Origin of the sequence: Gordonia sp. ABSL11-1 (genome assembly GCF_030315685.1) — a bacterium.
Classification (GTDB): Bacteria; Actinomycetota; Actinomycetes; order Mycobacteriales; family Mycobacteriaceae; genus Gordonia.
Map to the genome: position 1 here is coordinate 35,563 of NZ_JASXSI010000024.1, position 13,683 is coordinate 49,245.

Consider the following 13,683-nt stretch of genomic DNA (forward strand, 5'->3'; position numbering starts at 1 on the left):
GGGAGTTGGGTGCTGCAGTGAGACAGCAACCAGGGTTACTACAACTAGAAGAGTAACCTGTTAGAGGCGGTAATGAAAACATGCGGAGTGATCTTGACAACACCAGTGCGACGAGTAACTCTGTTAGTTGAACGATAACGGCCCGGGAATGATGCCCCCGATCGGCACCAGCCGGCGCGACGGTCCGTGGTCGCACAAAACAATGCCAAGGCAGGAGAGACATGATGGATGTGGACATAGTCGGCCGACTGCTCTCAACCCTTCCCACAGACGACGATCACCCCTATCGGAGCGGGCCGTGGCGGCCGCAGACCACCGAATGGGTTGCCGACGATCTCGAGGCGGTGTCCGGCGAGATCCCGGCCGACCTCGACGGCGTCTACTTGCGCAACACTGAGAACCCGTTGCATCCGGCCGTACGCAACTACCATCCGTTCGACGGCGACGGCATGATTCACGTGGTCGGCTTCCGTGACGGAAAGGCCTTCTACCGCAACCGCTTCGTCCGGACCGACGGGCTACTCGCCGAGCAGGAGGCCCGCCGTGCGCTGTGGGCAGGCTGCTCGGAGATGCCCGACTGGGCGGTTCGCGAGGACGGCTGGGGTGCGCGCAGGCGAATGAAGGACGCCTCCAGCACCGACATCATCGTCCACCGCGGCAACGCGCTGTCGAGTTTCTGGATGTGCGGCGACCTCTATCGGCTCGACCCCTACTCCGCGCAGACCCTGGGCAAAGAAGACTGGAACGGGTCCTTCCCCTACCACCTCGGGGTGTCGGCTCACCCCAAGGTCGATGCGCGCACCGGCGAGTTGCTGTTCTTCAACTACGGCAAGGACGAGCCCTTCATGCACTACGGCGTGGTCGACGAGAACAACGACCTCGTGCACTATGCCGACGTGCCGCTGCCGGGCCCGCGGCTGCCCCACGATATGGCCTACACCGAGAACTATGCGATTCTCAACGACCTGCCCCTGTTCTGGGACGAGCAGATGCTCGCTCACGGGGTGCACCATCCGCGGTTCCACCCCGATCGTCCCTCGCGTTTCGCGGTCATCCCGCGCCGCGGAGACACCGCCGACATCCGTTGGTTCGAGGCGGATCCCACCTATGTGCTGCACTTCACCAACGCCTATGAAGACGGTGACGAGATCGTTCTGGAGGGCTTTCATCAGGGGCAGCCGGAGCCGTCGGGTGACGGCATCACCGACAAGTGGCAGAAGGCGTTCCGCTTCCTGGCCCTTGACCACATGCAGTCCAAGCTCTACCGCTGGCGACTGAACCTCGCGACCGGCATGGTCAAGGAGGAACCGCTGACCGAGCGGGTCACCGAGTTCGGCATGATCAACGGCGACTACCAGAGCCGGGCACACCGCTACGTCTACGCGGCAAGTGGCGTGGACGGCTGGTTCCTGTTCAACGGCCTCGTTCGCCACGACACCCAAACCGGCGCCGAAGAGTCCTACCACCTCGGCGAGGGCGTGTATGGCAGCGAAGCCTCGATGGCACCCCGCGTCGGGAGCACCGCCGAAGACGACGGGTACTTGGTCACACTGACGACCGACGTCGACGCCGACGCGTCGTACTGCGTGGTCTTCGACGCGGCACGCATCGGCGACGGTCCGGTATGCACACTCAGGCTGCCGGAGCGGATTTCCAGCGGAACCCATTCCACGTGGGCGCCCGGCCATGAACTGCGCCGCTGGCAGGAGACCGACACGGCGGCCCAGGCCATCGGCCTTTGACGCGCCACGCGTTGCGCCGCCCCCGAAGACCGTCGTCTCAGGAAGATAGGAATCCAGATGAATCGTGCTGTCCGCGGACTGCACCCCCGATCCCGTGTCGATGACTACGTTTCCCGTGGGTGGTGGACCACGGCGACACTCGACGAGATCTTCCGCGACCAGGTTGGCGCCCGAGGCGACGCCCAGGCGATCGTCGACCCGGCAAACCGGCGCGATCTCGTCGGTTCCGACCCGCGGCGACTGACCTGGGCCGAGTTGGGATCGGAAGTGACCGCGCTGTCGGCTCGTCTGCTGGAACTGGGGGTACGGCGCGGCGACGTGATCGGCGTCCAGCTTCCCAACTCCATCGAACTGGTGGAGACCTATTTGGCCGGCTGGGGCATCGGTGCGGTGATCTCGCCATTGGCCATGCAGTACCGCGCTTATGAGTTCATCAGCATGGCCAACCAAGCCGAATTCTCGATCATGCTGAGCACCAACCACTTCGGTGATCGCGGCCCGGCCGCTGAGCTTGCCGCGGTCGCCACGCAGGTGCCATCGCTTCGCGCACTCATCACCATCGGTGCGCCCGAAGAAGACACCGGTGTCGCCGATGTGCACCTGAGCCCCGCCGCGGCGGACGACGCCGACGAGGCGGCGGTCGCAGATCATCGTGCCAACGATCCGAACGACGCCAATGACGCGGCCACCATCTGTTGGACGTCAGGAACCGAGGGAGTGCCCAAAGGCGTGATGCGCGCCCATCTCGACTGGATCGGCTTCTCCCCGCCCACCATTGACGGCCCCGCAGTGGTCACCTCCGATGTTCTGCTCAATCCCTTTCCGATGATCAACATGGCGGGCATCAACGGAATGCTGCTGCCGTGGCTGATCTGCGGAACGACTCTCGTCCAGCATCATCCCTTCGACCCGCCGAGCTTCTTCGCGCAGATCGCCCGCGAACGCGTGACCTACACGCTGGTGCCGCCCGCATTGCTCTGGCGCCTGCTCAACGACGAAGACCTGCTCGCGACCATCGACCTGTCGAGTCTGACGCGGATCGGATCCGGTTCGGCACCCCTGCAGCCGGCAATGGTGCGAGGGTGGCAGGAACGTCATGGGCTTTCGGTCATCAACTTCTTCGGATCCAACGAGGGAGTGTCGTTGCTGTCGAGTCCGGAGGACTTTCCCGATCCCGACGATCGCGCCCGCTTCTTCCCGCGCTATGGTGCGCCGGGGGTGTCCTGGACCGGTCGGATGGCCAACCGGATCACCATGAAGCTCATCGATATCGACACAGGAGCCGAGATCACCGGGCCGGGGAAGCCCGGCGAACTACGCATGGCCGGTCCCGGCGTGTTTCCCGGCTATCTGCATGGTGACACGCTGGCCTCTCCCTTCGATGACGAAGGATTGCTCAAGACCGGGGACATGTTCGAGATCGCCGGGGACCGCGGTGAGTTCCTTCGCTACGTCGACCGGTGCAAGGATCTGGTGATCCGGGGCGGCATGAACATCGCGCCCGCCGAACTCGAAGCCCTCATCGCCGAACATCCCGCGGTCGCCGACGTCGCCGTGATCGGCGATCACGACGACGCTCTGGGTGAAAAGGTGGCTGCCGTGGTGACACTGAACCCCGGAACCGGCCTGAGTCTCGACGAACTGGTTGCCTTCCTGCGCGGCAAGCACATTGCTTCGTTCAAGCTCCCGGAACGTCTCGAGATCAGGGATACCTTGCCGCGCAATGCCGTCGGGAAACTCGTCAAGCGTGAACTCCGCCGACGGCCCGCAGTCGCCGGCTGAGGCGCCACGATGGCATTCTCCCAGTTCACCTCCGAGGTCTACATCTACGACGCGGTGCGCACGCCGAAGGGACGTGTACGGCGCAACGGGGGCACTTTGTCCGGTGTTCCGCCCTACGAGTTGCTGGCAGGGTTACTGCGCGAACTCACCCGGCGCGGACTCGATCCCGAGGCCGTGGGCGACACCGTCATCGGCACCAGCACCGCCGCCGGGGACCAGGGGGGCGACATCGCCCGGTCGGCGATCCTGTGGGCCGGATGGCCCGACACCACACCCGGCGGCGTCGTCTCGCGCCTGTGCTGTTCGGGGTTCGACGCGATCGGCGGCGCCGCGGCGCGGGTCGCCGGTGGCGTCGAGGACCTCGTGGTCGCGGGCGGGGTCGAATCGATGTCGCGAGTGCCGATGCTCGCCGACACCCCGGCGTTCGCATACGACGGACAATTGCAGGACCGTACCGGGTTCGTCACGATCGGGGTCTCGGCCGACCTGACCGCCGCCGATCACGGATACACCCGCGGCGAGCTCGACGCCTACGCGGTCACCTCCCACCAGCGGTCTCTGGCCGCGCCGGACTCGCCGTCGGTCATCGCCGTGCAGGCCGATGACAAGGTGCTGCTCACCAGGGACGAAGGCGCCCGGGCCGACGCGAGCATCGAGACGTTCGGTCAGCTGCCCGCCCTGTTCGCAGACGACCCGTCGTGGGCGCGCGTAGCTCGCCGGCTGCCCGATTCCGTCAGGCCCGACGGGGGACTGCACACCGTCGCCACCGCTCCGCAGCTGGCCGACGGTGCCTGCGCGGTCGTCCTGGGATCCCGGAAGGCCGGAGACCTGCTGGGCCTCACCCCACGCGGAAGGATCCTCGCGGCCGTGCAGACCGCGGTCCGCTCACCGCGGCTCACGGCGGCTCTCGCCGCCACCGGCACGGCGCTGTCGCGGACGGGGTTGACCCCCGGCGACCTCGATGTGATCGAGGCGAACGAGTCCTTCGCGGTTTCTCCGCTCTTGTTGACCCGCGAGTTCGACCTCGACCCGGCAACAGTCAATCCCCGCGGTGGAGCAGTGGCCACCGGACACCCGCTCGGCGCGAGTGGCGGCTGCCTACTCGTCAACGCGCTCGACGAGCTCGAGGCCCGCAGTGCTGAATTCGGTCTGCTCGCCATACCGGGCGGACTGGGTCTGGGCGCTGCGATCGTGATCACGCGCAACTGAGGTGTAGGCGACCGGCCCCTTTGGGCTGCTGCGCCGGGGTAAGCGTCACACGGGGGCGGGGATGGGTTGCGCTCACGGTGAGTTCAGCTCTCGCGCAACAGCGTCGAATCGTGAGCAAATGCTCTGACGAGCGACCATGCGGCGGTGCCTGCCTTATCGACTTATGGCTCCGGCACATTACTTCAGCCACATGCCCGAAAGGGATCAGTCCTGCCCCCAACGTCGGGCGTCGACACACAGGAGTTGTGAACAGACATGCAGTTACGCAGTCGACTCATGCGCCGAACGGCCGTTGCACTGGCGCTCGTGGGCGCGTCGGTGTTGTCCGCGTGCTCCGGATCGGGATCGAGCTCGGATGCCGGGTCGCCCACACCGGGAGGCACCTTGACTTTCGCGTCCGGAGACGTGGAACCGAATTGCCTCGAACCGCAGCGCAGCAATGCCGTCGCCGGATCAACCATCGCCAGCCACTACGTGCAGAGTCTGTTCTATCAGGACACGGAGGGCAAAGTGGTGCCATGGCTGGCGACCGGCAGCACCGAGTCGCCGGATTCGCTCAGCTGGCAGATCAAGCTGCGCGACGATGTGAAGTTCTCCGACGGCACCGCGCTGGACGCCGAGTCGGTGAAGGCATCCTTCGAGTACTGGCAGAAGTACACCGGCGGCGGAAAGAATTCGTTGACGAAGGTCCGCGACGTCGCCGTCGTCGATCCCCACACGGTGCGGTTCGACCTGAAGGAGCCTGATTCATCGCTGTTGGCCTCTCTGGCAGCCACGTCGACGCCGATCATGTCGGCCGAGTCCTTGCACCGCAACGATGACGACATCTGCGCAGACCCGATAGGCAGCGGACCGTTCAAGATCAAGGAATGGGTGAAACAGGATCACGTCACGCTGGTCCGTAATGATTCCTATTCCGTACCTGCTCCGGGTTCCAAGAACCCCGGTCGGCCCTACCTGGATCAGATCGTGTGGCGCTACATACCCGACTCCAGCACGCGCCTCGCCGCGTTCGAGAGCGGAGAGGTCCAGGCCTTCGACTATGTTCAACCCGAACAGTTCTCCCAGCTCGAGGGCCGAAACGACACCGAGGTGATCACCCGATCCCGCCCGGGCAATGTGGTCAACATCGCACTCAACTCGACCAGTGGTCCGTTCACGGACATCAATGTGCGCCATGCTTTCGTGGATTCAGTCGACGTGGAAGCGGCGTTGAAGAGCGTCTACTTCGGCCGATACCAGCAGGCGAGATCACTGCTCAGCTCTTTCACTCGCTTCCACGTGAACAATGTCGACTATCACTACAATCCCGATGAGGCCGCTCGGTTACTCGACAAGGCCGGTTGGACTGGTCGGGACTCTGCCGGCTATCGCACCAAGAACGGGCAGCGGCTCGTCGTCAACATCCCGATCTCAGCGGTGGTTCCGATCAATCAGGGTCTCTACGATCAGGTTCAGGCATCCGCCCAGAAGGCGGGATTCGAGGTCAAGTATCGGCAACTCGAGAGTGCTGCGTGGTCGGCCGCCGGAAAGAAGTGGGATTACGACGCATATCCGATCTACTACACACGCAATACCGCTGACGTACTCCGTCTGGTGTACACATCGCCATTCGCCAAACATGACGGCAGTTACCATTCGAACTCCGTCGGCCTGACCGATCCCACGATCGACGATCTTCTGCAGGCCGCGGGCCACACGAGCGACGATGCGCAACGCGCCAAGCTCTACGAGCAAGCGCAAGACCTCGTCGTCGCCGGCTACTACGCGATCCCGGTGTTCGACCAGACGACCAACATAGCGGTCGACACCGCAAGGCTCCGGGACACAGGGACGACACTCACGTTCAACTATCCGAACTTCGACGACGCCTGGCTGGTGCAGTGAGCGTCGTTCAGGCGGTCGACTCGGGGGGCGGGAGCCGTACCGGCCGGGCTGCCCTCCCAGTTCGGCGCGTCCTGCTCAAGATCGGGGGTATGGTGCTCGTCCTGTGGGGCGTCGCGACCGTCACCTTCTTCGGGTTGCGTTTGATCCCAGGCGATCCCGCCGAAGCCGCCGCGGGCGGACCGGGATCACAGGCCACCGCGGCCGAACTCGATGCGATCCGTTCCCAGTACGGCCTCGACCGCCCGCTCGTTGTCCAGTACCTCACGTATCTCAAGGGATTGTTGTCCGGTGACCTCGGTCAATCTTATGGTCAACACCGCCCGGTGACGCAACTGATCGGCGAGCAACTGGCCAATACGTTGATCCTCACCGCTGCGGCGTTGGTCACCGCGTGGGTGATCGCAGTGGCTTTCGTACTGATCGCTTCCCGTGGCGGGCGGATCGGAGCGGCGGCGACATCGTCCCTCGAGGTCGTCTCGGCCGCTCTGCCGACGTTCTGGCTCGGTGCGATACTGATCGTGATCTTCAGCAGCAAACTTCGTCTTCTGCCGGCGGCCGGCGGGGGTAACAGCTTTGATGCGCTGGTCCTCCCGGTCATCACCCTGGCGATCCCACTCGCCGGATTCCTGGGGCAGTCGATCAGGGAATCGTTCGACATCGCTCTGGACGCGCCGTTCACGGTCTCGGCGAGGGCGCGAGGTGAAGGCGAGATCGGCGTCCGGATGATCCACGCGCTCCGGCACGCTGCTCTCCCGGGACTGCACATCTCCGGCTGGGCGTTCGGAGCGCTGATCAGTAGCGCGGTAATCGTCGAAACCCTCTTCGCACGACCAGGAATCGGCCGGCTGCTGCAGAACGCGGTCCTGGTTCAGGACGTCCCGGTCGTCGTCGGGGTCGTCCTGCTGATCGCCCTGATCTATGTGCTGGTCAACATCGTCACCGACCTCATCGCCGAAATCATAGACCCTCGCCTGAGGTCGCGATGACACACGTGAACAAGGTTGCTGACGTGTCCGGAACCGGCTGGCGTACACGACTGCGTGACGTATCGCAGGTGTGGCCGCTGGTGTTGTCGGGATTGATACTCGGAGTCTTCGTCCTCGCCGCGCTCTACCCCACGTTGCTGGCCTCTGGTGATCCCAATGCCGTCTCACCCGGTGAAGCCTTCCAGGGTCCATCGGTTCACCACTGGTTCGGTACCGACAACTCCGGGCGGGACCTCTACACGCGCGTCGTCCACGGCACCCGGCCCGCTCTGCTGATCGGTCTGGGTGCCAGTGCGCTCGGACTGGCACTTGCCACGCTCTTCGGATTTCTGGGCGGCCTCGGCGGCCGCACTGTCGACACCGGGGTGACGTGGCTTCTCCAGATCCTGTTCTCGTTCCCGAGTCTGGTTCTGGCCCTGTTCTTCGTGACGATCGCGGGTCCGGGAACCGCCACGTCGGCTGTGGCAGTGGGCCTCGCGACAGCACCTGGCTATGCCCGAATCTTTCGCACCCAGGTCGTATCGGTCGACGGCTCGGGCTACGTCGAGGCGGCGACCGTTCTCGGTCGGCCCCGATGGACGATCCTTCGGCGACACATCTTTCCGAATGTGTGGGCACCGCTGGTCGTCCTGGGCACACTCGGCGTGGGACAGGCGATCGTGTGGGCCTCGAGCCTGAGCTTCCTCGGGCTGGGTGTCACCCCGCCCACGGCGGACTGGGGTTCGATGCTCGCCGATGGCCGTCGCTACATCAACAACGCAATATGGCTCAGCGTGTTCCCGGGCATCGCGATCGTGATCGCGGCCGGCGCCGCGACCGTGCTGGGACGTTCACTGCAACGCAGAAAGCGAGCCGGCCGATGAGCACGGTCACAGAAGGCCTTTCCGCACCGGCGTCGAACGCAGGTGGTACCCCGAGCCCCCTGCTACGGGTCGAGAACCTCCGTATCGGGTTCGCCGGCAGACGGCAGGGCAGGCACACCGAGGTCGTCCATGGAGTCTCCTTCGAGGTGCAGCCGGGGGAATGTCTCGCGATAGTCGGCGAATCGGGCTCGGGAAAGAGCGTGATCGCCCGCAGCATCCTCGGTCTCGCGGGTCCGAACTCGTCGGTATCAGCTGATGCTCTCGTGCTCAACGGGCACGAGCCCCTGCGAATGCGGCCCTCGGCTCTGCGTAGACTCCGCGGAGCAGACGTCGGCCTGGTCCTCCAAGATGCGCTCGTCTCACTTGATCCGCTGCGGCCGATCGGCAAAGAGATAGACGACGCGCTGCGCATCCACACCAAACTGCCACGCGCACGACGGCGTACACGCGTCGTGGACCTCCTCGGCGAGGTGGGCATCCCAGAGCCTGAGCAACGCATCCGGCAGCGCTCTGGTGAGCTCTCGGGCGGCCTGCGACAGCGTGCTCTCATCGCATCCGCGGTGGCTCTGCACCCTCCACTGTTGATCGCTGACGAACCCACCACGGCTCTTGACGCCACTGTTGCACAACAGGTTCTGGAACTCATCGCCCGTCTCGCGGCCGAAGGCGCAGCCGTCATCCTGATCAGTCACGATCTCGCAGTGGTGAGCCGGCTGGCCAAGCGTGTGGCCGTGATCCACGACGGTGTGATCGTCGAGGCCGGCGCAACCGATGCCGTCTTGGGAAACCCACAGGCCGCCTACACCAAACGTCTGCTCAGCGCCGTCGCGACAGACAAGCCGCGCGGTGTCAGACTCTCACCTGACCCGATCGTGTTGCCGCGACAGCACCTCCAGATCATCGAAGACCGCCGGGACGGCACGCCGACTTCGGAGAGCGAGCCGATCGTCGCCGTACGGAACGTCGTCAAGCGGTTCACCAACCCGGACAAATCCCAACGCGTCGCCGTCGACGATGCCAGCCTTGAGATCCGGCCGGCGGAAACGCTCGGACTCGTCGGTGAATCAGGCTCCGGAAAGACAACTCTCGCGAGAATCGTGCTCGGCATCGAGACACCCGACAGTGGGACGGTGCAGCTCTTCGGCCAACCCTGGAGCAGTGCCGGGGAACGGGAACGAAGACTACATCGTCACCGGCTCGCAGCGATCTATCAGGATCCTCTCGGCTCGTTCGACCCGCGATTGAGTGTGCGACAGATTCTCGTCGAAGTGCTCACCTCCGGCCGCCGCACCCGGGAGGCCGGCCTCGACGACCGGGTGCGCGAACTGCTGGACCTGGTCGGTCTGCCGAGCGCGGTTGCAGACCGGTTGCCTCTCCGGTTGTCCGGGGGACAGAGGCAGCGAGTGGCGATAGCCCGCGCGCTGGCAACCGGACCGGAGATCGTGGTCTGCGACGAACCGGTCTCTGCTCTCGATGTCTCCGTGCAAGCGCAGGTCCTCGATCTGCTCGATGAGCTCCAGCGGCATCTGCGCCTGAGTTACCTGTTCATCTCCCACGACCTCGGAGTCATCCAGCACATCAGCGATCGGGTGGCGGTGATGCAATCCGGACGGATCGTCGAGACCGGAGACTCGCGAGAGCTGTTCGCGCACCCGCAGCACGACTACACCAGCAAGCTGCTCGCTGCGGCCCCCCGGTTGCAGGCGGGTACCAGTACCGGCGCGGCCACGACAGTTGGGAACAACCCGTGAACGAAACACTTGCCCCTGAAACGTCGCTCGAGGACCTGCGTGTTCGCGGACCGCAGGCCCAACCACTGCCGGAGACCGGCAGCGTTGCCTTGCACGAGGCGGTGGCGCACGCAGTCCTTCTTGCCGACATCGGCGTGCTCGTCGCGCTTCTCGGACACTTCACACGTGACACGAAGTACCTGGGGTCTGAGTACCGCACACTGGTTGCCGCGTTCCGGACACCTGCGGGCACACCGGACCCCGACCTGCGCAACGAGGTGCTGCGCGAAGGGGCCGGTCTGCTCGTCGATCTGGTCACACGTCAGCGCGAGGAGTTGCTCGAGCGCCCCGATGACGCCTACCTGCTGAGGTTGTACCGAACGGCGGTCGGCAGCGACGCCCCCGGGCCGGAGTACGCGGCGAGGGTGGTCTATGACCTTGGACTGGAAGCGGAAGCCGAGTGGTCCGACGAGGCGCGTGCGCGTGCCGGACGGATCACCGTCACCGTCATCGGCGCGGGCAGTTCCGGGCTGCATCTGAGTCGGCGTCTGCGGGATCTCGGATTCAATGTCGTTGTGCTCGAGAAGAACACCGACGTCGGCGGCACCTGGTGGGTCAATCGATACCCTGGCGTGGGACTAGACTCCCAGGCACACCGGTATCTGACCTCCGACGCCCCGATGTGGCCTTGGACGCGCTTCTTCGCCAAGCGTGATGAGATCCTCGACCGCATCCGTGACTACGCCGACACTCACGGACTACGATCACTCATCAGGTTCGGGCACCACGTACGGTCCATTGCGTGGGATGAGGAGTCCCGAAGGTGGCGGCTGGGTGTCACCATCGGGTCGGGCGATGAGACAGTGCTGGACACCGACTTCGTGGTCACCGCCGTCGGAGGATTGGGAGTGCCTCGCGCACCGGATGTTCCGGGCCTCGCAAGCTTCTCCGGCGAGGTGGTCCACACGGCGCGCTGGCGAGATGATCTCGATCTCACCGGGTTGCGTATCGGGCTCATCGGTACCGGATCATCCGGCACGCAGGTCGCTGCCGGCCTCGCCGAGCGCGGTTCCACTCTGACTGTGTTCCAACGCAGCCCCGGATGGATCTCACCGAGCCGCACCCCGTCGGGCGCGGTGGCCGAGGGGGTGCAGTGGCTCCTTCGCCACGTGCCCTTCTATGCTGAGTGGTATCGGCTCGTCCTGTTCTGGACGTCCGGAGACAGCCGGCGGCAGTACGTGCGGATTGACCCGCAGTGGTCGGGCCCGGGAGTCAGCGAGGCCAACGCGCAGTCCCGCCAAGAACTCTTGGACTATCTGGACTCCAAGGTCGGGAACCGTCCGGATCTGCTCGGCCAGCTCACCCCGGACTATCCCCCGTTTACCAAACGGATGGTGGTCGACAGCGGATTTCTCGACACCCTCCAGCGGGACAACGTGACCTTGGTGAGCGATCCGATCGATTCGGTGATCCCTGCGGGAGTGCGGACGGCCGACGGCCAGTTGCACGAGTTGGATCTGCTCGTGACGGCGACTGGCTTCCACGCGACTCGCTTCCTGTGGCCGATCGAACTGTTCACGCGCACCGGACAACCCGCTGCGCAGGTGTGGGGCGGTGAGTACGAGGCCCGAGCGTACCTGGGTATCACGCTCGCCGGATTCCCCAACTTCTTTGCCTTGCGCGGCCCGAACGGGGTCTCACCACACGGTGGTTCAGGTGTGGCCGACATCGGCGAGAGCGCAACGAATTACATCGTCAGTGCGCTGCGGCAGGTTGCCCAGCACGACCTACGCACCATCGAGGTACGCAAAGAGGTTCTCGACGCCTACAACGCCGACATCGAGTCTCGGCTCGTCGACTACGTCTGGAGCACGGCGGGGGTCAACAGCTGGTACAAGACTCCCCGCGGCCGGCTGGCGCTTCCGCACCCGTGGTCCTTGCAGGAGTTCTGGCTGCTCTCCCGTACCGCCGACCTTGACGACTACGACGTCACGACGCGTTGAGAGCAGCGCCGTCGATACCGGCGCCACCTGGCAGCATCCCAGCCCTCGAAGAACGGAACACGCTGTGTCTACACGTCATCCACTCATCATCAACGCATTCGACCTTGCCGCGGCGAACCACCTCAGCCCCGGCCTCTGGCGAGACCCCGACGACCGGCAGGGTCGGGAGTACACCTCGGCCGTGTTCTGGATCAATCTGGCCAAGGCGCTCGACGACGCGGGATTCGATGCTCTCTTTCTCGCGGACGGATACGGAGTCCCTTCGGCATACCAGGGAAGCAGCGACAGCGCTCTTGGTTCGGCCGTGCAGACCCCGCGGATCGATCCGGTGCCCATCGTCTCCATGCTGGCCAGTCACACTCGGCGTCTCGGGTTCGGCGTCACCGTCTCGACCACCTACACAGAGCCCTACGCGACAGCTCGACTCTTGACATCCCTCGACCACCTCTCCGGCGGACGGGTCGGGTGGAACATCGTCACGTCATCATCCGCCGCTGCGGCGTCGCTGTTCGGCCTCGACGAGATTCCGGCACATCAGTCCCGCTATGAGCGGGCCGAAGAGTTCGTCGACGTCGCCTATCAACTCTGGGAGGGATCGTGGCAGGACGATGCCCTGATCCTCGACGCCGAGGCGGACCGCTACATTGATCCGTCGAAGATTCGTCCCGTCGAGCACGCGGGTGAACACTTCAACGTGCGTGGCATATTCGCCGCGCCGCCCTCACCTCAAGTGACGCCACTGTTGTTCCAGGCGGGGAGTTCCGCTGCAGGTCTGGCCTTTGCCGGTCGTCACGCCGAGGTGATATTCCTGGCGGGCAACAGTGCGAAACAGATCCGCGACGAGCGAGAGGCAATACTCGAGCAGGCCGACGCGGCAGGTCGGCGACCCTCGGATCTTCGGTTCCTCAGCGCCATCACGGTGGTGACGGGTGCTACCGCAGCGGAGGCGGCTGAGAAGTTCGAGCGTTACCGGTCACTGGCCTCGTTCGAGGGAGGATTGACGCTTCTGTCGGGCTGGACCGGAATCGATTGGTCCACGTATGACCTGGATGCGCCGATCGAATACCTGCCCATCGAAACCCACAAGTCGATGCTGAAGGAACTTGCGGGGCACTACGGCGACCGGACCTGGACTTTGAGGGAGGCGGCTGAGTACGTCGCATTGGGCGGTCTGCGGCCCGTCCTCACCGGCGATCCGGTCGCGGTTGCCGACCAGATCGAGGAACTCGTCGACGCGACCGGCGTCGACGGCTTCAACCTAGCCAATATTGTCAGCCCCACTTCGTATCTGGACTTCATTGAGTACATCATTCCGCAGTTGCGCCGACGTGGACTCTTCCGTCCGGAAGGCGCGACCGGTACCTTGCGATCGCAGATTTTCGGTACCGACAGGGTCCCGACCCGGCATCCGGCTGCCCGGTACCGCCGAACCTTGGCGGGCGAGGTCGTCTGAGCCGAACCCTGCGAGCAGCGGTCGTCCG

General features: G+C 64.8%; 9 protein-coding genes. All 9 read left to right on the forward strand.

Features of this window, described 5'->3' with window-relative positions; translation table 11 throughout:
* Window positions 1-224: 224 nt before the first annotated feature.
* The 9 genes from QSJ19_RS21635 to QSJ19_RS21675 all read left to right on the forward strand — a co-directional run bounded on the left by QSJ19_RS21635 (window position 225) and on the right by QSJ19_RS21675 (window position 13,655).
* Window positions 225-1,742, forward strand: coding sequence for a carotenoid oxygenase family protein (locus tag QSJ19_RS21635; protein WP_286323062.1), 1,518 nt, complete (start codon window positions 225-227; stop codon window positions 1,740-1,742).
* A 57-nt stretch (window positions 1,743-1,799) separates the two neighbouring features.
* The gene (locus QSJ19_RS21640) at window positions 1,800-3,524 is read left to right on the forward strand and encodes a class I adenylate-forming enzyme family protein (protein ID WP_286323063.1); all 1,725 of its coding nucleotides are present in this window, start codon (window positions 1,800-1,802) and stop codon (window positions 3,522-3,524) included.
* A gap of 9 nt (window positions 3,525-3,533) precedes the next feature.
* Window positions 3,534-4,733, forward strand: coding sequence for a thiolase family protein (locus QSJ19_RS21645; RefSeq protein ID WP_286323064.1), 1,200 nt, complete (start codon window positions 3,534-3,536; stop codon window positions 4,731-4,733).
* 384 nt (window positions 4,734-5,117) lie between these two features.
* The gene (locus QSJ19_RS21650; protein ID WP_286323065.1) at window positions 5,118-6,620 is read left to right on the forward strand and encodes an ABC transporter substrate-binding protein; all 1,503 of its coding nucleotides are present in this window, start codon (window positions 5,118-5,120) and stop codon (window positions 6,618-6,620) included.
* Window positions 6,617-7,606 (forward strand): ABC transporter permease, encoded by a 990-nt coding sequence (locus QSJ19_RS21655; protein WP_502876308.1) that lies wholly within the window; start codon window positions 6,617-6,619, stop codon window positions 7,604-7,606. Before QSJ19_RS21650 ends, QSJ19_RS21655 begins: the two co-directional genes overlap by 4 nt.
* 23 nt (window positions 7,607-7,629) lie before the next feature.
* Window positions 7,630-8,469: an ABC transporter permease gene (locus QSJ19_RS21660; protein WP_286323066.1), complete on the forward strand. Its 840-nt coding sequence runs from the start codon at window positions 7,630-7,632 to the stop codon at window positions 8,467-8,469.
* Window positions 8,466-10,220 (forward strand): dipeptide ABC transporter ATP-binding protein, encoded by a 1,755-nt coding sequence (locus QSJ19_RS21665; protein ID WP_286323067.1) that lies wholly within the window; start codon window positions 8,466-8,468, stop codon window positions 10,218-10,220. The genes QSJ19_RS21660 and QSJ19_RS21665 overlap by 4 nt, the downstream gene beginning before the upstream one ends.
* The gene (locus QSJ19_RS21670) at window positions 10,217-12,202 is read left to right on the forward strand and encodes a flavin-containing monooxygenase (RefSeq protein ID WP_286323068.1); all 1,986 of its coding nucleotides are present in this window, start codon (window positions 10,217-10,219) and stop codon (window positions 12,200-12,202) included. The genes QSJ19_RS21665 and QSJ19_RS21670 overlap by 4 nt, the downstream gene beginning before the upstream one ends.
* A gap of 64 nt (window positions 12,203-12,266) precedes the next feature.
* Window positions 12,267-13,655 (forward strand): NtaA/DmoA family FMN-dependent monooxygenase, encoded by a 1,389-nt coding sequence (locus QSJ19_RS21675; protein WP_286323069.1) that lies wholly within the window; start codon window positions 12,267-12,269, stop codon window positions 13,653-13,655.
* The last annotated feature ends 28 nt before the right edge of the window (window positions 13,656-13,683 follow it).

Bases quoted from the DNA above. Each gene is read 5' to 3' on its own strand.
- QSJ19_RS21635 (WP_286323062.1), top strand. From the start codon at position 225: ATGGATGTGGACATAGTCGGCCGACTGCTCTCAACCCTTCCCACAGAC.
- QSJ19_RS21640 (WP_286323063.1), top strand. From the start codon at position 1,800: ATGAATCGTGCTGTCCGCGGACTGCACCCCCGATCCCGTGTCGATGAC.
- QSJ19_RS21645 (WP_286323064.1), top strand. From the start codon at position 3,534: ATGGCATTCTCCCAGTTCACCTCCGAGGTCTACATCTACGACGCGGTG.
- QSJ19_RS21665 (WP_286323067.1), top strand. From the start codon at position 8,466: ATGAGCACGGTCACAGAAGGCCTTTCCGCACCGGCGTCGAACGCAGGT.